Here is a 22,384-nt window from a genome sequence, read left to right as displayed (position 1 = left end):
ATCATGTGGCTGACACGACCCTTCAGCGAGCGCTCGACGCTCATCTTCCTCGGCGTGCTGCTGGCGGCCCTGCTGCTGGTCACGGCGCTGCACCTGGCCGTGCCCCGGGGCCATCCGCTGCACGTCACGGCCTATACCGTCAACCTGCTGGGCAAGTACCTGAGCTATGCGCTACTGGCGGTGGCGGTGGACCTGGTGTGGGGCTATCTGGGTATCCTGAGCCTCGGCCATGGGGCCTTCTTCGCCCTCGGCGGCTACGCCATGGGCATGTACCTGATGCGCCAGATCGGCGATCGCGGCGTCTATGGCCACCCGGAGCTGCCGGATTTCATGGTGTTCCTCAACTGGGACAGCCTGCCCTGGTACTGGCTGGGCTTCGACATGGCCGGGTTCGCCTTGCTGATGGTGCTGCTGGCGCCGGGGGCGCTGGCGCTGGTGTTCGGCTTCCTGGCGTTCCGCTCGCGGGTCACCGGCGTGTACCTCTCGATCATCACCCAGGCGCTGACCTTCGCCCTGATGCTGGCCTTCTTCCGTAACGAGATGGGCTTCGGCGGCAACAACGGCCTCACCGACTTCCGCGACATCCTCGGTTTCAGCCTGCGCAGCGATGCCACGCGGCTGGGGCTGTTCCTCGCCACCGGCGTGGCGCTGGCGCTGGGCTATGTGCTGTGTCGGGCCATCGTGGCCAGCAAGCTGGGGCGGGTCTGCGTGGCGACCCGCGATGCCGAGGCGCGCACACGCTTTCTCGGCTACCGGGTGGAGCGCGTCCAGCTGTTCGTCTTCGTGGTCTCGGCGATGCTCGCCGGCGTGGCGGGAGCGCTCTATGTCCCCCAGGTGGGCATCATCAACCCCAGCGAGTTCTCGCCGATCTTCTCCATCGAGATCGTGCTGTGGGTGGCGCTGGGCGGCCGTGCCACCCTCTATGGCGCGGTGATCGGGGCGCTCCTGGTCAACTACGCCAAGACGGTGTTCACCGGGGTGATGCCGGATGCCTGGCTGTTCGCCCTGGGCGCGCTCTTCGTGCTGGTCACGGTCTTCCTCCCGAGGGGAGTGGCCGGGCTGCTGGGCTATCGTGTCAAGCGCCTGAAGCGCCGTCGCCAGGACGAAGAGGACACCCCGACCGCCGGTAGGGAGGCGACCGCATGAACTTTCTGACATCCCTGGCCGACCGCGATCGGGTCTTCGACTTCCTGGTGCCGGCGCAGTCCCCGGTGGACGTACGCCACGGCCCGATCCTCTATCTCGAGGACGTGACCGTCAGTTTCGACGGCTTCAAGGCGATCAATGCCCTGAACCTGACCATCGACGACGGCGAGCTGCGCTGCATCATCGGCCCCAACGGTGCCGGCAAGACCACCATGATGGACATCATCACCGGCAAGACCCGCCCCGATGCCGGCAAGGTCTGGTTCGGCAGCCGCCACGACCTGCTGGCCATGAACGAGCCGGAGATCGCCAGCCTCGGCATCGGCCGCAAGTTCCAGAAACCCACGGTGTTCGAGGCCCTGAGCGTGTTCGAGAACCTGGAGCTGGCCATGGCCGCCGACAAGCGCATCCTGCCGACGCTGACCGCGCGCCTGTCCGGCGCGGTCCGCGACCGCATCGACGAGGTGCTCGAGACCATCGGCCTCGCCGAACTGCGAAGCCGCCCGGCGGGGATCCTCTCCCATGGCCAGAAGCAGTGGCTGGAGATCGGCATGCTGTTGATGCAGTGCCCGCGGTTGCTGCTGGTGGACGAGCCGGTGGCCGGCATGACCGAGCAGGAGATGGAGCGCACCGCCGAGCTGCTGACCGGACTCGCCGGCAAGCAATCCGTCGTCGTCGTCGAGCACGATATGGGCTTCGTGCGCTCCATTGCACGCCAGGTCACGGTGCTGCACCAGGGCAGCGTGCTGGCCGAGGGCAGCATGGACCAGGTCGCCAGCGACCCGAAGGTGATCGAGGTCTACCTGGGCGCCGAGGCCGAAGAGGAGGTGGGCTGATGCTCGCGATCGACAGGCTCAACCAGTACTACGGCGAGAGCCACACCCTGTGGGACCTCGACCTCGAGGTGCCGGCCGGAGAGTGCACCTGCGTGATGGGGCGCAACGGGGTGGGCAAGACCACCCTGATGAAGGCGATCATGGGCGAGGTGGCGGTGTCGTCGGGCTGTGTGCGCTATGCCGACGAGGTGGAGCTGACGAGCCGGCGTGTCGAGGAGCGTTCACGCCTGGGTATCGGCTACGTGCCCCAGGGGCGGCAGATCTTCCCGTTGCTCACCGTCGAGGAGAACCTGCGCACCGGGCTCGCCGCCCGCCGCGACGGCAGGCGCACCATTCCGGAGCGTGTCTTCGAGCTCTTCCCGGTCCTCGCGGAGATGAAGCACCGGCGTGGGGGCGACCTCTCCGGTGGCCAGCAGCAGCAACTGGCCATCGGTCGCGCGCTGGTGATCGAGCCGCGGTTGCTGATCCTCGACGAGCCGGGGGAGGGCATCCAGCCCAATATCGTCACCCAGATCGGCGAGGTGATTCGCCGGCTGATTCGTGAGGATGGCCTGACGGTACTGCTGGTGGAGCAGAAGCTCCCCTTCGCCCGCAAGTATGCCGACCGCTTCGCGATCATGGATCGCGGCCGGCCGGTGGCCAGGGGCGGGATCGGCGAGCTCTCCGATGCCTTGATCAGGGAACACCTGACGGTGTGACCGCACCGGCCCTTGCGGCGCCTGCGACCCGCGACACCGGCCTCGCGCCGGTGTCGTCGTCGAATGCACCGGTATGGGACTGATGCCCATCTGGCCTGACGATACTGGTGCATTCGAGGGCTCGGGGCGCACCAATCCGGTGCCATTTCGTCCTGCGCAACGGCCGTGCGTGGAGCTTTGTATACGATATAAGATGATGAATATCATGGAGTATTCATGATTTTCACCGTTCTGGTACGAGCATTGCCATGAACAGAGCAGTTGCCACTCGACGTGCCCCACGTCCCAGACCAGAAGGCAGTTGCCGATGACGGCTTTCGCGCCAGCCATGCCCCATGCCCTGACCCGGAGCCCGGGCGCCGAGGAGTCCGGACATCGCTTCGATGCCGGACGGCGCTGGAGCGCATCCCTGGAGCTCGCCTTCGACGATCGTGGTGGCGTGACCCGCATGACCCGGGCCCGCCATCGGGGGCCGTTGCGGGTGCAGCGGCCCTTCTATCCGGAAGGGGACGTGGGCGCCTGCCATGTCTACCTGCTGCACCCGCCGGGCGGGCTGGTCAGTGGTGATGCCCTGACGATCTCTGCCCGGGTGGGCAGCGGCGCCCAGGCGCTGCTCACCACGCCGGCCGCCAACAAGCTCTACAAGGCCGACAGCCACGGGGTGGCCTGGTCGCAGCAGGCCCGCCTCGAGGTGGCCGATGGGGCCGTCCTCGAGTGGCTGCCCCAGGAGACCATCGCCTTCGACGGCTCGCGGGGTGAGCAGCGCACCGCCATCGCGCTCTCGGGCGCTGCGCGCTGCCTGGGCTGGGAGGTGCTGGCCCTGGGCCGGCCGGCGAGCCGGCTGCCCTATGTCTCCGGACGCATCGACCAGCACTTTCGCCTGACGCGGGATGGCAAGCCGCTGTGGCTGGAGCGACAGCCCCTCGACCCGGCTCATCCTCGCTTCATCGGACGCTGGGGGCAGGGTGGTGCCACCGTCCAGGCCACGCTATGGGCCGTGGGCCTGCCCGACGAAACGGCGGCCATCGCCAGCTTGCGCGAGGCGATCGAGGCGAGCCCGCGCTGGGCGGTGACGGTGCGTCATGGCGTGCTGCTGCTGCGCTACCTGGGGCATGAACGCAACGAGGCCTGGGCGCTGTGCGAGGCGGCCTGGAAGGTGCTTCGGCCGCGGCTGGTCGGCCGCGAGGCCTGCGTGCCGCGGATCTGGAGGACATGAGGAGGCGTTGGCGAAGGCCTTTGGGGTCAGACCCGATGGCCGCGTCTTGGTGGTCAGGTTCCGGCGCTGGCGGTCCCTATGGGGTCAGACCCCGGCGGGGGCGGTGCGGCGGGAAAGGTGCACTATGACAGGCATGGCGACTTGGCTGGGGTCTGACCCCATAGGGGCCATGCCGTCGACATAGGCAGCGAACGGGAAGTCAACGCCGAGAAAAACGTGGGATGCACCCCAAAAGCCTACCAGCCGCGAAGCGCCGTTCTTACATCTTGAGGAGATACACCCATGGAACTGACCCCCCGCGACAAGGACAAGCTGCTGCTGTTCTCGGCCGCCCAGCTTGCCGAACGCAGGAAGGCGCGCGGCCTCAAGCTCAACTACCCCGAGGCGGTGGCGCTGATCAGCTTCGAGATCATGGAGGGGGCCCGGGATGGGCGCAGCGTCGCCGAGCTGATGAGCCACGGTCGCGAGATCCTGACCCGCGACGACGTCATGGAGGGCGTGGCCGAGATGGTCGACGAGGTGCAGGTGGAGGCCACCTTCCCGGATGGGACCAAGCTGGTCACGGTCCACGACCCCATAGTCTGAGGAGATGGCAATGATTCCCGGCCCAATGATTCCAGGACAGTACCAGCTACAGGACGGCGAGATCGAACTCTGTGCGGGACGCGAGCGGATCACCGTCGAGGTCGCCAACACCGGCGACCGCCCGGTCCAGATCGGTTCCCACTACCATTTCGCCGAGGCCAACCCGGCCTTGATCTTCGACCGTGACAGGGCGCGCGGCCATCGCCTCGATGTGGCCGCCGGCACGGCGATCCGCTTCGAGCCGGGCCAGACCCGCGAGGTGACGCTGATTCCCTTCGCCGGCCGCCGCCATCTCTACGGTTTTCGTGGCGAGGTGATGGGGGCGCTCGACGGGACAGCGAAAGGAGACACGCCATGAAGATCGGCCGTCAGGCCTATGCCGACATGTATGGCCCCACCGTGGGCGACCGGGTGCGTCTGGGAGACACCGAGCTGTGGATCGAGGTGGAACGCGACGCCACCCACTACGGCGACGAGGTGAAGTTCGGTGGTGGCAAGGTGATCCGCGACGGCATGGGCCAGAGCCAGCGCTGTGACGAAGCGGTGATGGACACCGTGATCACCAATGCGCTGATCCTCGACTGGTGGGGCATCGTCAAGGCCGACGTGGGGCTCCAGGCCGGGCGTATCGCCGCCATCGGCAAGGCCGGCAATCCCGACACCCAGCCCGACGTGGAGATCGTCATCGGCCCGGGCACCGAGGTGATCGCCGGGGAGGGCAAGATCCTCACCGCCGGCGGCATCGATGCCCACATCCACTTCATCTGCCCCCAGCAGGTGGAAGAAGCGCTGATGAGCGGCATCACCACCATGCTCGGCGGCGGCACCGGGCCGGCCACCGGGTCGAATGCCACCACCTGTACCCCGGGGGCCTGGCACCTCGGCAGGATGCTCCAGGCGGTCGACGACCTGCCCATGAACATCGGCTTTCTCGGCAAGGGCAACGCCAGCCTGCCCGAGGCGCTCGAGGCCCAGCTCGTGGCCGGTGCCATGGGGCTCAAGCTGCACGAGGACTGGGGCACCACGCCGGCTTCCATCGACAACTGCCTCAGCGTGGCGGAACGCTACGACGTGCAGATCGCCATCCACACCGACACCCTGAACGAATCGGGCTTCGTGGAAGACACCCTGGCGGCGTTCAAGGAGCGGGGCATCCACACCTACCACACCGAGGGGGCCGGGGGTGGCCATGCGCCGGACATCCTCACCGCCTGCTCGAAGGCCTACGTGCTGCCGTCGTCGACCAATCCGACCCGCCCCTATACCGTCAACACCGTCGACGAGCACCTCGACATGCTGATGGTGTGCCACCACCTCGATCCCAACATCCCCGAGGACGTGGCCTTCGCCGATTCGCGCATCCGCCGCGAGACCATCGCCGCCGAGGACATCCTCCACGACCTGGGGGTGATCTCGATGATCGCCTCCGACTCCCAGGCCATGGGGCGGGTCGGCGAGGTGGTATGCCGCACCTGGCAGACCGCCCACAAGATGAAGGTGCAGCGCGGCCTGCTGCCGGAGGACGAGGCGCTCGGCGCCGACAATTTCCGGGCCAAACGCTATATCGCCAAGTACACCATCAACCCGGCCATCACCCACGGCATCGCCCACGAGGTGGGCTCGGTGGAGGTGGGCAAGCTGGCCGACCTGGTGCTGTGGAGCCCGGCCTTCTTCGGCGTCAAGCCGGCGCTGATCCTCAAGGCGGGGATGATCGCCGCCGCCCCCATGGGCGACCCCAACGCCTCGATCCCCACGCCGCAGCCGGTGCACTACCGCCCGATGTTCGGCGCCTTCGGCCGCGCCGCGAGCCAGACCCGGCTGACCTTCGTCAGCCAGGCGGCGCTGGACGCCGGCATCAAGGCGCGGCTCGGCCTGCAAAGCGAGCTCTCGGCCTGCAAGAACGTGCGCGGCGTGCGCAAGGCCGACATGAAGCTCAACGACGCCTGCCCGCACCTCACCGTCGACCCGCAGACCTATGAGGTGCGTGCCGATGGCGAACTCTTGACCTGCGAGCCGGCTACCGAGCTTCCCTTGGCGCAGCGCTACCACCTTTTCTGAGATACGGGCTTCGACTCCCAAGGCGAGCGGCGCCGGGGGGAGGCCGTAGCGAGGGTCTTTTGCCATGGATGGCAAAAGTAGCGTACAGGGAGGTATTGACAGCGCCCTCGCGCAGGCCTGCCCTCGGATCAGCCGCGGGTGATTTCAATGAGGCGATACCGATGCTGAAACTGATCGAACGCCTGGGCCCCATCGCGGCGGACCAGGAAACCGACACCCTGACGCTGCCCTATGAGCTTCGCATTCGTGGGCGGCTCAAGGCGGTGAGCGATGCCGGGCGCGAGCTCGGTCTCTTCCTCGACCGCGGCCCGGTGCTGCGCGACGGCGAGGCCCTGCGCGGCGAGGGAGGCGAGGTGGTGCGTATCCGCGCCGCCGTGGAGCCGGTGGTCACCGCGCGTATCACCGCCGGCCTGCCGCTGGCGCGGCTGGCCTACCACCTGGGCAACCGCCACGTGCAGCTGGCGCTGGGCGAAGACGAGCGGGGCGGCTTCGTGCGCTTCCCGCCGGACCATGTGCTGGAGGAGCTGGCCGAGTTGCTGGGGGCGAGTCTCGAGCATCACGAGGCACCCTTCGATCCGGAGCCGGGGGCCTACCAGCAGCTGGGCGGCCATTCTCACGGCCATGGCCATCATCACCATGATCACGACCATGGACATCACCATGCCCACTGACCCGGGCGACATGCCGAGCGGAGGGCAGGGCGATGATCTGGCGCTGCTCGGCCTGCTGCAACTGGTCAGCCCGGCGCTGCCCATCGGCGCCTTCGCCTTCTCCCAGGGGCTGGAGAGCGCCTTCGAGCTGGGCTGGGTCACCGACGAGGCGAGCCTCGGCGACTGGCTCGCCGGCGTGCTCGACGACGGCCCGACGCGCTGTGAATTGCCGGCCCTGGCGCGCCTGCAGCAAGCCTGGGCGGCGGGCGACGGCGAGACCATCGCCGAGTGGAACCGGTGGCTCGCCGCCAACCGCGAGACGGCAGAGCTTGCCGCCGAAGACGCCCGGCTGGGCGCCTCCCTGGCGCGGTTGCTGGGCAGCCTGGACCTGTTGCCTCCCGGCCTTTCAGGCGAGTCGCCTGGGCTACCGGCGGAGCCGAGCTACGTGACGGTCTTCGCCTGGGCCGCCTGCGTGCGCGGCGTGACGGCCCGCCAGGCCATGCTCGGCTTCGCCTGGGCCTGGCTGGAGAACCAGCTCGCCGTGGCCTGCAAGGCGCTGCCGCTCGGCCATACCGCCGCCCAGCGGCTGGTGGAGCGGCTGCGTCCGGCGCTGGTCGCCGCGGTGGACCAGGCCCTTGCGCTCGGCGATGACGAACTCGGCCCGGCACTGCCCGGCCTGGCGCTCGCCAGCGCGCTGCACGAGACCCAATATTCGCGTCTGTTTCGCAGCTAGCAACGATAGCCGGGTGTCGGCGCTGGTGGCGCCTTTGGGGTCAGACCCCGGCGGTGTCGAATCCGCTCGCCAGGTGCACCATGACAAGCCTGGTAACTCGGCTGGGGTCTGACCCCATAGGGGCGGGCCTCGGCGTCTGGTAGATCGCGACTGGGATGACCCCGAGAGAATGAAAAGTGATCGATAGCACAGGAGTAACGTTATGAACCATTGCTTGCGAATAGGGGTCGGCGGCCCGGTGGGCTCCGGCAAGACGGCACTGCTCAAGCAGCTCTGCCTGGCGCTGCGCGACCACTACGACATCGCCGTGGTCACCAATGACATCTATACCCGCGAGGACGCCGACTTCCTGCTCAAGCACGAGGCCTTGCCGGCGGACCGCATCCTCGGTGTCGAGACCGGCGGCTGCCCGCACACCGCCATCCGCGAGGATGCCTCCATGAACCTGGCGGCCATCGACGAGCTCCAGGCGCGCCACCCGAACCTCGAGCTGGTGCTGGTGGAGTCCGGCGGCGACAACCTCTCGGCGACCTTCAGCCCCGAGCTCTCGGATCTCACCCTCTACGTGATCGACGTCTCCGCCGGCGACAAGATCCCGCGCAAGGGCGGCCCCGGCATCACCAAGTCCGACCTGCTGATCATCAACAAGATCGATATCGCCGAGCAGGTCCACGCCTCGCTCGAGGTGATGGAGCGCGACTCGCGGAAGATGCGCGGCGAGCGGCCCTTCGTGTTCACCAACCTCTACGACGGCGTCGGCCTCGAGGAGATCATCCGCTTCATCCTCGACCGCGGCATGCTGCCGGAACGCCGGCCGCCCGAGCGTCGTCCCCGGCTCGACGCCGCCAACGCCTGATCCCGTCGATCGTCGATTCAAGAATTACCAAGGAGATTGCCCCCATGACACGTCAGCTTTTCATCGTTTCCCACGCGGCACTGGTTGCCGTCGTCGCCCTGCTGCTTGGCGCCGGCCTGGCCGTGGCGCATCCCGGGCACGAGGCCCCGGCGGTGCACAGCCACACCGGGAGTCCGGCACTGCTGGCGGTGATCGCCATGTCCCTGCTGGGCGTCGCGGCCCTGGTCGCCTTGACCCGCTTCGTCGTGCGCCGCCTGAGGCTGCGCCGGCAACCGTGATCGTCGCAAGCGGTCCATCTGCAACGCCCGGCCCTGGCCGGGCGTGCTGCGTCATCTCAGTCGGCGGGGTATGCTGCAGCTGTCGGCGCCACAGGGGGGCCGTCGCCCGGGATGCCGGGAAGGGAGTCCAGGATGCGATCGTTCGGTGGCCGCCGTGCCGCGAGTCGAGGGAGGAGAGGCATGTGGCCATGGCTGGTCGTGGCGCTGCTGGTGGCCTGGGCCGCCATGGGCGCCTGGCAGCGTTTCAAGCCGCTGCCGGAAGGGATCGGACGCGCCTGGCCGGAGCGCCCCGCGGCGGGGGTGCGCTTCCTCGCCGACGAGACCTGGGTCGACGCCACGGGCGAGCGGCGGGTCCGCGGCGAGATCTTCGACGAGGTGCTCGCGCTGATCGGCCAGGCCCGGCGGCTGGTGGTGCTCGACATGTTCCTGTTCAATGATTTCGCCGGCGCGGCGGAGGGCGACGGCTTCCGTCCGCTCTCGGCGGAGTTGACCGAAGCGCTGATCGAGCAGCGCCAGCGATACCCCGGGCTCGCGGTGGTGCTGATCACCGACCCGCTCAATACCCTCTACGGTGGCCTCGAGCTCGACCACCTTCGCACCCTGCGCGAGGCCGGGGTGACGGTAGTGATGACCGACCTGACCCGGTTGCGTGCCTCCAACCCGCTCTGGTCGGGGGGCTGGCACCTGGGGCCGCGCTGGCTGGGCAACGGTACCGAGGGCGGCTGGCTGCCCAACGCCCTGGGGCCGGGCCGGGTACCGCTGCGCAGCTACCTGGCGCTGCTCAATTTCAACGCCAACCATCGCAAGAGCCTGGTGGTCGATCATGGCGACGGCTGGGTGGGGTTGGTCACCTCGGCGAACCCCCACGACGCCAGCAGCCTGCACGGCAATGTGGCACTGCGCTTCGAAGGTGCGGCCGCGCTCGATCTGCTCGACGCCGAGCGCCCGGTGGCCGGCTGGTCGGGCGTGACGCTGCCCGGTCCTGCGCCTCCCGAGGCCACTCCGGTGCCGGGCGAGCCGCGCCTGCAGGTCCTCACCGAGGGAACGATTCGCGATGCCCTGGTGGCCGCCCTGGTGCGGGCCGAGCCCGGCGATCGGCTCGATATCGCGGTCTTCTACCTCGCCCACCGCGAGGTGATCGAGGCCCTGCTGGCGGCCCATTCGCGCGGTGTCGATATCCGGGTGCTGCTCGACCCCAATCGCGCTGCCTTCGGTCTCGAGAAGGGCGGGATTCCCAACCGGCCGGTGGCCCGGGAGCTCCACGAGGCCGGCATCGCGGTGCGCTGGTGTGTCACCCGCGGCGAGCAGTGCCACAGCAAGCTGCTGCTGCGATGGCCGGCGGGGGATGGGGAGGCCGAGATGATCCTCGGCTCGGCCAACTTCACCCGGCGCAACCTCGACGATCTCAATCTGGAAGCCAGCGTGCGCCTGGTCGGGCCGGCCGATACGCCGGCGCTGCGCGAGGCCGGCGACTTCTTCGAACGGCGCTGGCATTCGACGCCGCTGCGGGTCACCAGCGAGCCCTTCGCGGCCCACGACGAGGCGACGACCTGGCAGCGGCTGCGCTATCGGGTGATGGAGGCCACCGGCCTCTCGACCTTCTGAGGCCGCGACTTGACAGCGGCTGGCCCCGTGACCAGCTTGGAAGGGGCCGATTCGACAGGGAGAGACGGCATGGACAAGCTGCTGCTGGTGGTGAAGGTCGCGATCACGGTGCTGGTGCTCATCCTCTTCGTGCAGAACATCGCCGTGGTGGAGATACGCTTCCTGACCTGGAGCCTCACGCTCCCCCTGGCGCTGGTGCTGGTGGTGATCTACCTGCTCGGCATGGTGAGCGGCCGGAGCCTGATGGGATTGATGCGCCGCTTGAGTGCCGATCGCGGCCGGGGGCCGCGCCGCTGAGGCCACCCGGGGGCTCAATCCACGTGGGTCACCGCCTGGCGCCTGGGGTCGATATGCCACGCCAGGCCGAGCCGGGCGTTGCGCTCCAGCTCGGCGATCACCTGCGCCCCCAGCAGCAGGATGATGGCGCCCACCTCCAGGCTCAGCAACACCACGATCAGGGTGGCCAGCGAGCCGTAGACCGCGTTGACGAACGACAGGTTGGCGAAGTAGAACACCAGCAGCAGGCGCACCCCCTCCCACAGCAGCGCGGCGACGAAGCCGCCCACCACCGCCCGCCTCAGCGCGATTGTCACCACCGGCAGCACCTTGTAGATGGCGCTGAACAGCAGGAAGACCCCGAGGAAGCTGGTCAGGTTGAGCATCGGCTCCGAGAGCCCCGCCAGCGGGAGCTCGCGGTCGAACAGCGCGAGCCACAGGGAATTGAGGGAACTGGCCAGGGTCACCAGCAGGGTCAGGGCCAGCAGCCCCGCGCCGAGTACCAGCATGAAGGCATAGGGCATCAGCACCGAGACCCAGACGCTGCGGCCGGCATGGTGGGTATCGGGGGCATGGAAGATGATCGCCAGGGCGTCTTCCAGCATGCGAAAGGCGAAGGAGCTGAACAGCAACAGCACCGGAAAGCCGAGAATGCCGATGACGTCGCGGGAGTCGAGCAGGGCGCGCACCGCCTCGATCAGCACCTCGGCATGGGCCGGCGCCAGGTGGCGTGCCTGGACCGACAGCACGCCGAGCAGGTGCTGCTCGTCCACCACCCGGGCCAGCAGCACCACCAGCAGGGCGAACAGCGGCACGATGGAGAGCAGGATGTTGTAGCCCACGCCGCCGGCGAGCAGGATGCCACGGTTGCGCAGGAAGGCCGTGAGCACCCGCCACAGGAAGCGGGCCACCCGTGGCAGCAGGGTGAAGGCGGCGTGTCGCAGTCTGCGGTCTCGTACCATGGGGTCTGCCATCCTTGTGCGCTGCTAGCATGATACGCCGCAGTGGAGCCCGGCGGCCAACACCGCCTCCGTGGTGGTCGTCCGGATTGCTGACAGTGCCGGGTTGTCCGGTCTCGGCTCCCAGCTACACTGTGAGGTGACCGACGGCCAGGGGGCGGGCTGGTTTTCCTGTTTCAGATATGAGCCAGCAAGGAGAGCAACATGCGTAATATCATCTATATCATCGGCCTGATCGTGGTGGTGTTATTCATCCTGTCGCTGCTTGGACTGCGCTGATCCACTCACGCCCATCATTGTTGGTGCTGCCTCACGGCCTGCGCTCCGATGCGATGAGCCTCGGGGCACTCAATCCATGCCGAAGAAGCGGCGCTCGTAGGCGATCTCGTCCCGTTGCGCCACGCCCAGCGCGTGCAACCGCTCCAGCTCGGCGGCTCCTGCCTCGAGACGGGACAGGTCACCGGGCGCCAGGCGGTGTGCGCGAGCGGTTTCATCGGCGAGCGCATGGCAAGCCGCCGCCAGGGCCAGCATAATGAGCATCGCCGGCAGGTACCCGACGGAACATTTCCGGGCTGGGCATACGGGGTCTCCCTCGTATTGTCTTGCTCCCGGTCAGGCGTTCGAGGCGACGGGTGGCCGGTTGGTTTCCGCCGGGCAGTCCGGCGCAGTCCTTATTCCGTCAACGAGGCATCATGGCCAAATTCGAAGTGATTGGTACGGCGAGCATCCCCGGTCGGGGCGGCGAGCTGCGCTTGCTGCAGCGCAATGACGAGTTCTCCATCCGCATCGCCGGCAAGGCCGGTGAGCTGATGAACACCCGCCTGCATGGCTCCGAGGATGCCCTGGCCGAGCTGGCCTGTGAGCGCATCGCCGAACGCCCCGCGGTGCGGGTGCTGATCGGCGGGCTGGGCATGGGCTTCACCCTGGCCGCGGCGCTGGAAACCCTTGGCGAGGATGCCGAGGTGGTGGTCGCCGAGCTGGTGCCCGGGGTGGTCGAGTGGAACCGTGGTCCGCTCGGCACCGCCGCCGGGCATCCCCTCGACGACCCCCGGACCCGCGTCAGCCTCGGTGATGTGGGCGAGCTGCTGCGTCGTGAACCCGGCGGTTTCGATGCCATCATGCTCGACGTCGACAATGGCCCCGAGGGCCTGACGCGCGAGGAGAACGACTGGCTCTACTCGCCCAGGGGGCTGGCCGCCGCCCAGGAGGCGCTGCGCCCTGGCGGCGTGCTGGCGATCTGGTCGGCGGGCCAGGACCCGGCCTTCACCGAGCGCCTGCGGCGAGTCGGCCTGCTGGTCGAGGAGGTCACGGTACGTGCCCATCGTCCCGGCAAGGGGGCGAAGCACCGCATCTGGCTGGCCAGCTGAGATGCGACCCGGCGCCGTCGGTTTCCGTCTCCCGTGGCTGCTCGCCGCACTGCTGCTGGGCGGTTGCGCGGGGCGTATCGCGCCTCCCGAGGCGCTCGTCGACCCGGTCGATGTCTACCTGCTCGACCATGGCCGTCATGCCAGCCTGGTGCTGCCCCGGCAGCAGGGCGGGATGGTGCGATACAGCTACGGCGAATGGGGCTGGTACGTCGAGGGGCGTCGACATCTGTTCGCCGGGATCTCGGCGCTGCTCTGGCCGACGGCCAGCGGGCTGGGACGTGGCGTGCACGAGGCGATCGATTCGCCCCACGACCTTCACCGGCTGGCGCCCGAGGGTCTCCAGCGCGTCTATTCCCTCCGGGCGGAGTCGGCGCGGGTGGCGGCGCTCAGGCGTCAGTTGGACGCCCACTTCCAGGCGGGGGACGTCACGCCGACCTACAGCGCCGAGTTCGATCTCGAATTCGTGCCCTATCCCCGCGCCTACTGGCTTACCCACCAGTCCAATCTCGTCACCGCCCAGTGGCTACGGCGCCTGGGTGTCGAGGTGCGTGGGGTTCCCTGGTTCTCCAACTGGCGTGTCGAGGAGCCGCGAGGCGCCCCCTGACGGTGTCCGAATCCGGGTACAATCCCCTCTCCCAAACCTGCCCGAGAGCCACCATGACCCCGAATGATATTCCGTCCACGGCCGGTGAAGCCGCCGGCGGCACGGAGCGCCTCTCCAAGCGCCTGGCACGGCTGTTACCCTGCTCGCGTCGCGAGGCGGAGCAGTACATCGCCGGTGCCTGGGTGCTGGTCGATGGCCGAATCGTCGAGGAGCCGCAGTTCAAGGTCGGCGACCAGCGCGTCGAACTGGCGCCTGGCGCCAGGGCCGAGGAGATCCCCCCGGCCACGCTGCTGTTCCACTGCCCGTCCGACCATGATGCGAGCGATGACGCGGCCCTGGCCCGAGCGTGGATCACCGCGGCCTCGCACTGGGAGCAGGACCCCAGCGGTCGGCGCCCGCTCAAGGCGCACTTCCGCGGCCTGGCCGCGATGCTGCCGCTGTTGCCGGGGGAGGGGGGGCTGCTGGTCTTCACCCAGGACCGCGGGGTGGCCAGGCGGCTCGACGAGCAGGTCGCCCGGCTGGAACAGGAGTGGCTGGTCGAGGTGCGTGGCACCCTGGACGAGGAACAGATGGAGGCGCTGCGGCGTGGCTCGGCGGTCCCGGGGCGGCGGCTGGCCCCCGGCAAGGTGAGCTGGCAGAGCGAGACCCGGTTGCGTATCGCCCTGAAGGGCATGGTCCCGGGCCAGCTCGAGGCGATGTGCAGCGGGGTGGGGTTGACCGTGCTGTCGGTCAAGCGGTTGCGCATCGGCGGGGTCTCCCTGGGCCGTGTGCCGACGGGAGAGTGGCGCTACCTGCAGCCCGGCGAGCGCTTCTGAGGCACGGCGCCTCTCGCTTTCCCCGCCTGCACTCGCTATGTATGCTGAGCGTGTCGCACCCATGCCGCGCGGCCCAGCCGGTCGGCACCGATTCGTAGCCTGAATCCGAGAGGAGACGTCGCATGTCGGAAACCGCGCAGACTTCATTCTTCAAGGACAATCGTGCCAGGGGGCTGGCCGCCGTGGCGGTCGTGGCCGTCTTCTGGGCGCTGTTCGCCCAGTCCAGCGCCAACTCCCACAAGGAGGAACGCGAAGCCCTCGAAACCCGGCTCTCTGCCGTGGAGGGCGAGAACGAGACACTGAGAGGCCGGCTCGCCGAGCGCGAGGAGACCGAGGCGGACATCGAGAGTCTCGAGGCGCGCCTGGCGGAGCTTCGGGAGGAGCAGGAGGGCGCCGAGAACGAGCTCGAGCGGGCACAGCTCGAGGTCGCCGCCGCCAGGGCCGAGCTCGAGGAGGTGCAGGCCTCGCGAGAGGCGGTGACGGCAGATGCCGCTGGGGCGGAGGAGCGTCTGAACGAGGGCCAGGAGGCGCTGACGGCACTGCAGCAGGAGTATGACGAGACCGACCAGGCCCGGCAGGATGCCGATCAGGCACGCCAGGAGGCGGAAGCCGCCCGCCAGGCAGCCGAAGAGGCGCGTCAGGAGGCGGAGGCTGACCGGCAGGCGGCCGAGGAGGCGCGCCGGGAAGCCGAGCAGGCCTACGCGCAGGCCGCCGCCGATCTAGAGGCGCGTCAGGGCGAGATCGAGGAGGCCGAGGGGCGTCTCGCCTCCCTGGGTGACGAGCTCGGTGAGCGGGAGTCGCAGCGCGATGCCCTGGCCGACGAGATCGGCGCGCTCGAGCAGCAGCGCGAGACCCTCGAGGGGCAGCTCGAGGCCATCCGGCAGGAGCAGGGCGAGGCCGAGGAAGCCCTGCAGCAGCGCCGCAGCGAGCGTGATGACCTGCTGGTGGCCATCGAGATCGGCCGCGAAGAGGTCGAGACCATCGAGGCCGAGGTCGAGCGCCGCGAGTCGCAGCTGGAGCGGCTGGAATCACAGCTCGCCGCCTGGCGCACGGAGCTGGCCGAGCTGGAGGCCAACCTGGAGGCCGGCCAGGCCCTGGAGGCCGAGCAGGAGTGACGCGAGCGTTGGTCCGAGGAGCGCGAACGGCGAGCCTGGCTCGCCGTTCGTGTTTCCGCCCCCATTGCGTGGCCCGGGACTCAGGCGGGTATACTGGTCGTATAGCAGCCCAACAGCATTGAGGAGCGAGTCGTGATCGAAGGGGTCCAGCATATCGTCGCCGTGGCATCCGGCAAGGGCGGCGTAGGCAAGTCCACCGTCACCGTCAACCTGGCACTGGCCATGGCCGCGGAGGGCTACCGGGTCGGTATCCTCGATGCCGATATCCACGGGCCCAGCCAGGCCCAGATGCTGGGCGTGGGCGAGGGGGTGCGCCCCCAGGCCGCCGGCGAGAACCGCTTCCGGCCGCTGCAGGCCCACGGCCTCCAGGCCATGTCCATGGCCTTCATGGTCGACACCCGCGAGCCCATGGTATGGCGCGGTCCGATGGTGGCCGGTGCCTTCCAGCAGTTGCTCACCCAGACCGCCTGGGACGACCTGGATTATCTCTTCATCGACATGCCCCCGGGCACCGGGGACATCCAGCTGACCCTGGCCCAGAAGGTGCCCGTGGCCGGTGCGGTGATCGTCACCACGCCCCAGGACATCGCCCTGCTCGACGCCCGCAAGGGCATCGAGATGTTCCGCAAGGTGAACGTGCCGGTGCTGGGCGTGGTGGAGAACATGAGCCTGCATGTCTGCTCGAACTGTGGCCACGGCGAGCCGATCTTCGGCGAGGGCGGGGGCGAACGCATCGCCGCCGAGTACGAGACCCGGGTGCTCGGGCGGTTGCCGCTCACGCTGTCGATCCGCGAGCAGGCGGACGGCGGACGCCCCACGGTGGTGGCCGAGCCCGACGGCGAGGTGACGGCCACCTTCCGCGACATGGCGCGCCAGGTGGCCGACCAGCTCCGGGAACAGGCGCCCGACGGGCCGACCATCTCCTTCAGCGACGACTGACTGATCGCAGTTACCCAAAGCGAGGGGCGCCGGGGGCAGGCCGAAGAGGAGGTCCGATTCCAGGGAAGGAATCGGTAGCGCCCAGGGACGGGTTTACAGCGCCTCCTCGTAGGCCTGCCGCCGGATCAGCCCCGTGTGGCTATCTGCAATGCCCCTGGGCGATTGACAGGGTGGATGACGCTCGGGGCCGGGGCCGCTATCATGTCGGCCCCGATTCCCATTCGATACCCCACCAGGACGTCCCGATGAGCATCAAATCCGACAAGTGGATCCGCCGCATGGCCGAGCGGGAAGGCATGATCGAGCCCTTCGAGGCCGACCAGGTGCGCTACGTGAACGATCGTCGGGTGATCTCCTACGGGACCTCCAGCTACGGCTACGACGTGCGCTGTGCCGACGAGTTCAAGGTGTTCACCAACATCCATTCGGCGGTGGTGGACCCCAAGGCCTTCGACGACAAGAGCTTCGTCGACATCAAGGGCGACGTCTGCGTCATCCCGCCCAACTCCTTCGCCCTGGCGCGCACCGTGGAGTACTTCCGCATCCCGCGCAGCGTACTGACGATCTGCCTCGGCAAGTCGACCTATGCCCGCTGCGGGATCATCGTCAACGTCACGCCGCTCGAGCCGGAGTGGGAAGGGCACGTGACCCTGGAATTCTCCAACACCACCAACCTGCCGGCCAAGATCTACGCCAACGAGGGCGTGGCGCAGATGCTGTTCCTGGAGTCCGACGAGGTCTGCGACGTCTCCTACAAGGACCGCGGCGGCAAGTATATGGGGCAGCGGGGGGTGACCCTGCCGCGCACTTGAGCCGGCCCGGCTTCGCCGGGAGCCGTAAGCCATAAGCTTGAAGCTGCAAGAAAAAGCGAACCCCACAGGCGCAAGGCTCGTGGGGTTCGCTTTTGACTATCTGGCTTACAGCTCTTGATCCTCGTCGAGCTCCTCGGCGGCGTCGGCATGGGACATGCGCATCCCCTGGGGCGGCAGCGGCAGGCCATCGAAGGTGGCGCCCTCGGCGCCGAGCTGCAGGCGTCCCTCCAGGAACCACTTCACGGCGATGGGGTAGATCAGGTGCTCGCGGGCGTGAACCTTCTCCTTCAGGCTCGCTGCCGTCTCGTCGTCGGCGAGGGCCACGGCGGCCTGCAGCGCCACCGGGCCGCCGTCGAGCTCCTCGGTGACGAAGTGCACGCTGCAGCCGTGCTCGGTCACGCCGTCGGCCAGCGCCCGTGCATGGGTGTCAAGGCCCTGGTAGGCGGGCAGCAGCGAGGGGTGGATGTTGAGCATGCGCCCCAGGAAGCGCTGCACGAAGCGCGGGGTGAGGATGCGCATGAAGCCCGCCAGCACGATCAGGTCGGGCTCGTGGCGCTCGACCACCTTGATCAGGGCGCCGTCGTAGGCGTCGCGGCTCTCGTACTCGCGGTGCGGCAGCACCACGGCGTCGATGCCGGCGTCCCGGGCGCGCTGGAGGCCGTAGGCGTCGGGCTCGTTGGAGATCACCGCGACGATCTTGCCGCCCAGCCTGTCATGAGACTGCTCGTCGATCAGCGCCTGGAGGTTGCTGCCGTTGCCGGAGATCAGCACCACCACCCGGCGGGCATCAATGGGTTCCGGGGTGAACTCCGTCAGGGTGTCGCTCTGGTAGCCGGTGTCGCTCATGCCTCGACGTTCTCCAGCCGCACCGGCTCCTCGTCGCCCCGGCGAGCGGTGATCTCGCCGATGCGGTACACGGTCTCGCCCTGGGCCTGCAGGTGAGCGCGGGCCTGGTCGGCCTTGTCGGCGGGCACCACGATCACCATGCCGATGCCGCAGTTGAGCACGCGATGCATCTCGTGCTCGTCGACGTTGCCCTGCCGCTGCAACCAGTCGAACACCGCCGGGCGGGTCCAGCTCGAGACGTCGATGCGCGCGGCGAGGCCGTCCGGCAGCACCCGGGGGATGTTCTCCAGCAGCCCGCCGCCGGTGATGTGGGAGAGGGCGTGCACGGCCACGCCGCTCTCCTTGATCAGTGACAGCAGCGGCTTGACGTAGATGCGGGTGGGGGCCAGCAGGGCGTCGCCCAGTGGCTGGCCGTCGATGGCGGTGTCCAGGTCGGCACCGCTGACCTCGAGGATCTTGCGGATCAGCGAGTAGCCGTTGGAGTGCGGACCCGAGGAGGCGACGCCGAGGAGGACGTCGCCCTCGGCGACCTTGCTGCCGTCGAGGATCTCGGATTTCTCCACCACGCCGACGCAGAAGCCGGCCAGGTCGTAGTCGCTGCCCTCGTACATGCCGGGCATCTCGGCCGTCTCCCCCCCGACCAGCGCACACCCGGCCTGGGCACAGCCCTCGCCGATGCCGGTGACCACGTCGGCGGCGATGTCCACATCGAGCTTGCCCGTGGCATAGTAGTCGAGGAAGAACAGCGGTTCCGCCCCCGCCACCACCAGATCGTTGACGCACATCGCCACCAGGTCGATGCCGATGGTGTCATGGCGGCCCAGATCCATGGCCAGGCGCAACTTGGTGCCGACCCCGTCGGTGCCCGAGACCAGTACCGGCTCGCGGTAGCCGGCTGGGAGCTGGCACAGGGCACCGAAGCCGCCCAGCCCGCCCATCACCTCGGGGCGGGTGGTGCGCTTGGCCACGCCCTTGATGCGATCGACCAGGGCATTGCCGGCATCGATGTCGACACCGGCATCCTTGTAGCTGAGCGAGGGGCGGGAAGTGGAATCGGTCATGACCTGTCCTGTATAAGAATGGCTGTCGGTGCGTCGTCGGTGCCGACGGGCAGTGGGCAAGAGCGGGCGTGAATTGTAGCATCATGAGGCAGGACTGGCAGCCGTCGGCTGGCCTGCATTGCCAGGGTCGGGCATCCGGGACAGGGAGGCAGCGATGCGCAGAGAATGGTGGGTCCTGATCGGGGTGGTGGCGCTGGTATGGCTGCTGTTTCGTCTGGAGGCGATGCTGATGCCGTTCTTCGCCGGCATGATCCTCGCTTATCTGGGCGACCCCCTGGCGAACAGGCTCGAGCGATGGGGCCTGTCACGTCCGCTGGCCGTCTGCGTTGTCTTCCTGGTGCTGGTCCTGGCTCTCGCGGTGGCGCTGCTGGTGCTGATCCCGTTGCTCGCCCAGCAGTTCCGCCAGTTCGGCCAGGTGATTCCCGGTATCTTCGGCTGGGTCGAGACGGTGCTGGCTCCCCAGCTCGAGGCCTGGACCGGTTTCGATGTGACCGGTGAATTGAACAACGTGCAGGAGACCCTCTCCGCCCACTGGCAGGACGCCGGTGGCTACCTGGCCCAGTTCCTGGGGCAGGTGGGGCGTTCCGGCATGGCCTTCGTCACCTGGGTCACCTATGTGGCGCTGATCCCGGTCGTGACCTTCTATCTGCTGCTCGACTGGAACCGGCTGATGGCGAGCATTCGTGACCTGCTGCCGCGGGAGTGGGAGGCCGATGCGGTGCGTCTGGCCCGGCGTTGCGACGAGGTGCTCTCCGCCTTCCTGCGCGGCCAGCTGCTGGTGATGCTGTGCCTGGGGGTCATCTATGCCGTCGGGCTGTCACTGATGGGCGTGCGCTTCGGGGGCTTGATCGGGCTGATCGCGGGCCTGGCCAGCATCGTGCCTTTCCTGGGGTTCATCGTCGGCATCAGCGTGGCGCTGATCGTGGCCTTCTTCCAGTTCGGCAGCTGGCTGATTCTGCTTGGCGTGGTGGTGGTGTTCTCCATCGGCCAGGTCATCGAGAGCACCGTGCTGCAGCCCAAGCTGCTGGGTGATCGGATCGGGCTGCACCCGGTGGCGGTGATCTTCGCCGTGCTGGCCGGGGGCAACCTGTTCGGCTTCACCGGGGTGCTGCTGGCGCTGCCGGCGGCGGCGGTGATCATGGTACTCTTGCGGGAACTCAACGATCGCTACAAGAACAGTACCTTGTACGACGCCAGACAACGCCCCACCGACGACGAGGAGTCGACATGAGCCGAGCACCCGCGCAGCTGCCGTTGGGCGTGGGGCTGCGTGACGATGCCACCTTCGCCAACTTCCTTTCCGGCGCCAACGCCTCCCTGGTCGACCATCTCGTCCATCAGCTCGACAACGACGGTGAACCCTTTCTCTACCTCTGGGGCAAGCCCGGCGTGGGGCGCAGCCACCTGTTGCAGGCGGCCTGTCACGCGGCATCCGACCGGGACCGGCGGGCCCTCTATCTGCCGCTGGAGGAGCTGGGGCATTTCCCGCCACTGATGCTCGAGGAGGTCGAACGCCTGGATCTGGTGGTCATCGACGACCTGGAGCGGGTCATCGGTCGCAAGCGCTGGGAGGAGGCGCTGTTCCATGCCTTCAACCGGCTGCGGGATGCCGGCAAGCGGCTGGTGATCGCCGCCGAGGCCGCCCCCCGGCAGTTGCCGGTGCGGCTCCCCGACCTGGCCTCTCGCCTCACCTGGGGCATGACCTTCCAGGTGCAGGGGCTGGATGACGCACAGCGCCTGGCGGCGCTGACGCTGCGCGCCCGGGTCCGCGGCATGCAGCTGCCCGACGAGGTCGCCCGCTACATCCTGCATCGCGGGCCGCGGCGCCTGGGCGAGCTGTTCGCGGCCCTGGAGGCGCTGGATCAGGCCTCGTTGTCCGCCCAGCGCAAGCTGACCATTCCCTTCGTCAAGCAGGCGCTGGGCTGGTAGGTGGCTTTGTCCGACAACTGCCTGCGCTCGCCGAATTTTCGGATAAAGCCTAGCCGCTGCAGAGCTGCTCGGTGCTGAAACGGAAGGAGTTCAGCACGTCGTCCTGGGTGAAGCCATGGTCGGTCAGGATCTGCTCCCAGGCATTGGTGCGCTTGTAGGCCGTCAGTGCCTCGTTGACCGCATCGCGGAGTTCCCCGGCCTCGGGCCCGAAGGCGAAGCCCCCCCAGCTGCGCACCGCCTCGCCGTCGATCACCGGGTCGACGAAGTCGAGGACCACTTCCACGTCGTTGTCGATCCGCTCGAGGGCGCTGACCGTCAGGCCGGTGGCCGCGTAGGCGTCGGCCTGGCCGCCGGTGATCGCGCCGATGGCATCCTCGTTGCGTTCGAGGGTGACGATCCGGTCATCGGGCACGTCCAGTGCCATGAGGATCTCGCGCTGGTCGGCGCCGGCCATGACGGCGACCTTGACGTCGTCGCGTTGCGCGAAGTCGGCGTAGGAGGTGATCGTTCCGGGGTTGGTGGCCCTGACCAGCAGACCCTCGCCATAGGTGGTGTTCGGCTCGGAGTAGAGGATCTGCGCGCAACGCTCCGGCAGGATGGCCATCTCTGCCGCGGCCATGTCGAAGCGCCCCTCGCGCAGGCCGGGAATCAGGTCGCCGAAGGTGGTCTCGATCCACTCGATCGACTCGATACCCAGCTCGTCCATCAGGTGCAGGGCGACCTCGGGGCCCGCGCCGCGGGGCTCGCCGTGCTCGTCGATATAGCCGTAGGGTTCCTCATTGGCCACGGCGATGCGGATACTGCCGCGTTCATGGATCTCGTCCAGGGTGGCGGCGCTGGCGCTGCTGGCGCTGGCCAGGCCGAGCAGTAGCGCCGTGATGGCCAGCCGCGCCGGCCAGCCGGCTCTGCTGTGGTTGCGCATGAGCTAACGTCCCTCCGTGGGTGGTGGTCCCGAGCATCGTCGCGGGCACCGAGAGCCTCTGGCATCAACATAGGAGAC

General features: G+C 68.4%; 26 protein-coding genes. 21 read left to right on the top strand and 5 right to left on the bottom strand.

The features are described 5' to 3' along the window. Positions 1–3 precede the first annotated feature (3 nt). The 13 genes from urtC to C1H66_RS16180 all read left to right on the top strand — a co-directional run bounded on the left by urtC (position 4) and on the right by C1H66_RS16180 (position 10,958). Entirely contained in the window at positions 4–1,146 is a 1,143-nt protein-coding gene (gene urtC, locus C1H66_RS16240) for an urea ABC transporter permease subunit UrtC (protein ID WP_102628921.1), read from the top strand. Next, positions 1,143–1,982: an urea ABC transporter ATP-binding protein UrtD gene (gene urtD, locus C1H66_RS16235; RefSeq protein ID WP_102628920.1), complete on the top strand. Its 840-nt coding sequence runs from the start codon at positions 1,143–1,145 to the stop codon at positions 1,980–1,982. Before urtC ends, urtD begins: the two co-directional genes overlap by 4 nt. Then, positions 1,982–2,680: an urea ABC transporter ATP-binding subunit UrtE gene (gene urtE / locus C1H66_RS16230; RefSeq protein WP_102628919.1), complete on the top strand. Its 699-nt coding sequence runs from the start codon at positions 1,982–1,984 to the stop codon at positions 2,678–2,680. The genes urtD and urtE overlap by 1 nt, the downstream gene beginning before the upstream one ends. A 307-nt stretch (positions 2,681–2,987) precedes the next feature. Next, positions 2,988–3,896, top strand: a complete 909-nt coding sequence (locus tag C1H66_RS16225) for an urease accessory protein UreD (RefSeq protein WP_240618364.1) — start codon at positions 2,988–2,990, stop codon at positions 3,894–3,896. Between the two features lie 282 nt (positions 3,897–4,178). Beyond that, on the top strand, positions 4,179–4,481 hold the full coding sequence (locus tag C1H66_RS16220) for an urease subunit gamma (protein WP_102628918.1): 303 nt from the start codon (positions 4,179–4,181) through the stop codon (positions 4,479–4,481). A 25-nt stretch (positions 4,482–4,506) separates the two neighbouring features. Beyond that, a complete protein-coding gene (locus tag C1H66_RS16215; protein ID WP_102628968.1) occupies positions 4,507–4,839 on the top strand; it encodes an urease subunit beta in 333 nt (110 codons plus the stop codon). Then, on the top strand, positions 4,836–6,539 hold the full coding sequence (gene ureC / locus C1H66_RS16210; protein WP_102628917.1) for an urease subunit alpha: 1,704 nt from the start codon (positions 4,836–4,838) through the stop codon (positions 6,537–6,539). Before C1H66_RS16215 ends, ureC begins: the two co-directional genes overlap by 4 nt. Positions 6,540–6,700: 161 nt before the next feature. After that, positions 6,701–7,210 (top strand): urease accessory protein UreE, encoded by a 510-nt coding sequence (gene ureE, locus C1H66_RS16205; protein WP_102628916.1) that lies wholly within the window; start codon positions 6,701–6,703, stop codon positions 7,208–7,210. Further along, positions 7,200–7,922 carry an urease accessory protein UreF gene (locus C1H66_RS16200; protein WP_102628967.1) on the top strand — a complete coding sequence of 241 codons (723 nt, stop codon included), beginning with the start codon at positions 7,200–7,202 and terminating at the stop codon, positions 7,920–7,922. The genes ureE and C1H66_RS16200 overlap by 11 nt, the downstream gene beginning before the upstream one ends. Before the next feature lie 202 nt (positions 7,923–8,124). Next, positions 8,125–8,778, top strand: coding sequence for an urease accessory protein UreG (ureG, locus tag C1H66_RS16195; RefSeq protein WP_102628915.1), 654 nt, complete (start codon positions 8,125–8,127; stop codon positions 8,776–8,778). 44 nt (positions 8,779–8,822) lie between these two features. After that, positions 8,823–9,056: a hypothetical protein gene (locus C1H66_RS16190; protein WP_102628914.1), complete on the top strand. Its 234-nt coding sequence runs from the start codon at positions 8,823–8,825 to the stop codon at positions 9,054–9,056. A 180-nt stretch (positions 9,057–9,236) separates the two neighbouring features. Then, positions 9,237–10,661, top strand: a complete 1,425-nt coding sequence (locus C1H66_RS16185) for a phospholipase D-like domain-containing protein (protein WP_102628913.1) — start codon at positions 9,237–9,239, stop codon at positions 10,659–10,661. 69 nt (positions 10,662–10,730) lie between these two features. Beyond that, a complete protein-coding gene (locus C1H66_RS16180) occupies positions 10,731–10,958 on the top strand; it encodes a lipopolysaccharide assembly protein LapA domain-containing protein (RefSeq protein ID WP_102628912.1) in 228 nt (75 codons plus the stop codon). 14 nt (positions 10,959–10,972) lie between these two features. Here C1H66_RS16180 and C1H66_RS16175 read toward each other — a convergent pair whose 3' ends face one another. Together C1H66_RS16175 and C1H66_RS16170 are read right to left on the bottom strand one after the other, a co-directional pair. Then, a complete protein-coding gene (locus C1H66_RS16175) occupies positions 10,973–11,899 on the bottom strand; it encodes a YihY/virulence factor BrkB family protein (protein WP_102628911.1) in 927 nt (308 codons plus the stop codon). Between the two features lie 345 nt (positions 11,900–12,244). Next, positions 12,245–12,436, bottom strand: coding sequence for a hypothetical protein (locus C1H66_RS16170; RefSeq protein WP_102628910.1), 192 nt, complete (start codon positions 12,434–12,436; stop codon positions 12,245–12,247). A gap of 152 nt (positions 12,437–12,588) precedes the next feature. Between C1H66_RS16170 and C1H66_RS16165 the strand changes: the two genes are divergently transcribed. The 6 genes from C1H66_RS16165 to dcd all read left to right on the top strand — a co-directional run bounded on the left by C1H66_RS16165 (position 12,589) and on the right by dcd (position 17,548). Continuing rightward, entirely contained in the window at positions 12,589–13,263 is a 675-nt protein-coding gene (locus tag C1H66_RS16165; RefSeq protein WP_102628909.1) for a spermidine synthase, read from the top strand. A 1-nt stretch (position 13,264) separates the two neighbouring features. Then, positions 13,265–13,867 carry a hypothetical protein gene (locus C1H66_RS16160; RefSeq protein ID WP_102628908.1) on the top strand — a complete coding sequence of 201 codons (603 nt, stop codon included), beginning with the start codon at positions 13,265–13,267 and terminating at the stop codon, positions 13,865–13,867. Between the two features lie 53 nt (positions 13,868–13,920). Continuing rightward, on the top strand, positions 13,921–14,682 hold the full coding sequence (locus tag C1H66_RS16155) for an RNA pseudouridine synthase (protein WP_102628907.1): 762 nt from the start codon (positions 13,921–13,923) through the stop codon (positions 14,680–14,682). Between the two features lie 122 nt (positions 14,683–14,804). Continuing rightward, positions 14,805–15,797 carry a coiled-coil domain-containing protein gene (locus C1H66_RS16150; RefSeq protein WP_102628906.1) on the top strand — a complete coding sequence of 331 codons (993 nt, stop codon included), beginning with the start codon at positions 14,805–14,807 and terminating at the stop codon, positions 15,795–15,797. Between the two features lie 132 nt (positions 15,798–15,929). Next, complete coding sequence (gene apbC / locus C1H66_RS16145; RefSeq protein ID WP_102628905.1) at positions 15,930–16,736, top strand: iron-sulfur cluster carrier protein ApbC; 807 nt, start codon at positions 15,930–15,932, stop codon at positions 16,734–16,736. 245 nt (positions 16,737–16,981) lie between these two features. Further along, complete coding sequence (gene dcd / locus C1H66_RS16140) at positions 16,982–17,548, top strand: dCTP deaminase (RefSeq protein WP_102628904.1); 567 nt, start codon at positions 16,982–16,984, stop codon at positions 17,546–17,548. Between the two features lie 105 nt (positions 17,549–17,653). On the opposite strand, the gene purN is transcribed toward dcd, so the two are convergent. Both purN and purM read right to left on the bottom strand, forming a co-directional pair. Next, positions 17,654–18,394, bottom strand: coding sequence for a phosphoribosylglycinamide formyltransferase (purN, locus tag C1H66_RS16135; protein WP_102628903.1), 741 nt, complete (start codon positions 18,392–18,394; stop codon positions 17,654–17,656). Further along, a complete protein-coding gene (gene purM / locus C1H66_RS16130; RefSeq protein ID WP_102628902.1) occupies positions 18,391–19,455 on the bottom strand; it encodes a phosphoribosylformylglycinamidine cyclo-ligase in 1,065 nt (354 codons plus the stop codon). Before purM ends, purN begins: the two co-directional genes overlap by 4 nt. A gap of 154 nt (positions 19,456–19,609) precedes the next feature. Here purM and C1H66_RS16125 point away from each other — a divergent pair, with 154 nt between their 5' ends. Further along, entirely contained in the window at positions 19,610–20,686 is a 1,077-nt protein-coding gene (locus C1H66_RS16125; RefSeq protein ID WP_102628901.1) for an AI-2E family transporter, read from the top strand. Next, on the top strand, positions 20,683–21,384 hold the full coding sequence (hda, locus tag C1H66_RS16120) for a DnaA regulatory inactivator Hda (protein ID WP_102628900.1): 702 nt from the start codon (positions 20,683–20,685) through the stop codon (positions 21,382–21,384). Before C1H66_RS16125 ends, hda begins: the two co-directional genes overlap by 4 nt. A 49-nt stretch (positions 21,385–21,433) precedes the next feature. On the opposite strand, the gene ehuB is transcribed toward hda, so the two are convergent. Then, the gene (gene ehuB / locus C1H66_RS16115) at positions 21,434–22,306 is read right to left on the bottom strand and encodes an ectoine/hydroxyectoine ABC transporter substrate-binding protein EhuB (RefSeq protein ID WP_102628899.1); all 873 of its coding nucleotides are present in this window, start codon (positions 22,304–22,306) and stop codon (positions 21,434–21,436) included. Positions 22,307–22,384 lie beyond the last annotated feature (78 nt).

The sequence above is a fragment of the Halomonas heilongjiangensis genome (assembly GCF_002879645.1).
Classification (GTDB): Bacteria; Pseudomonadota; Gammaproteobacteria; order Pseudomonadales; family Halomonadaceae; genus Halomonas; species Halomonas heilongjiangensis.
Note: the sequence above shows the minus strand (reverse complement) of the source record. Positions and strands in the feature narration are given on the sequence as shown.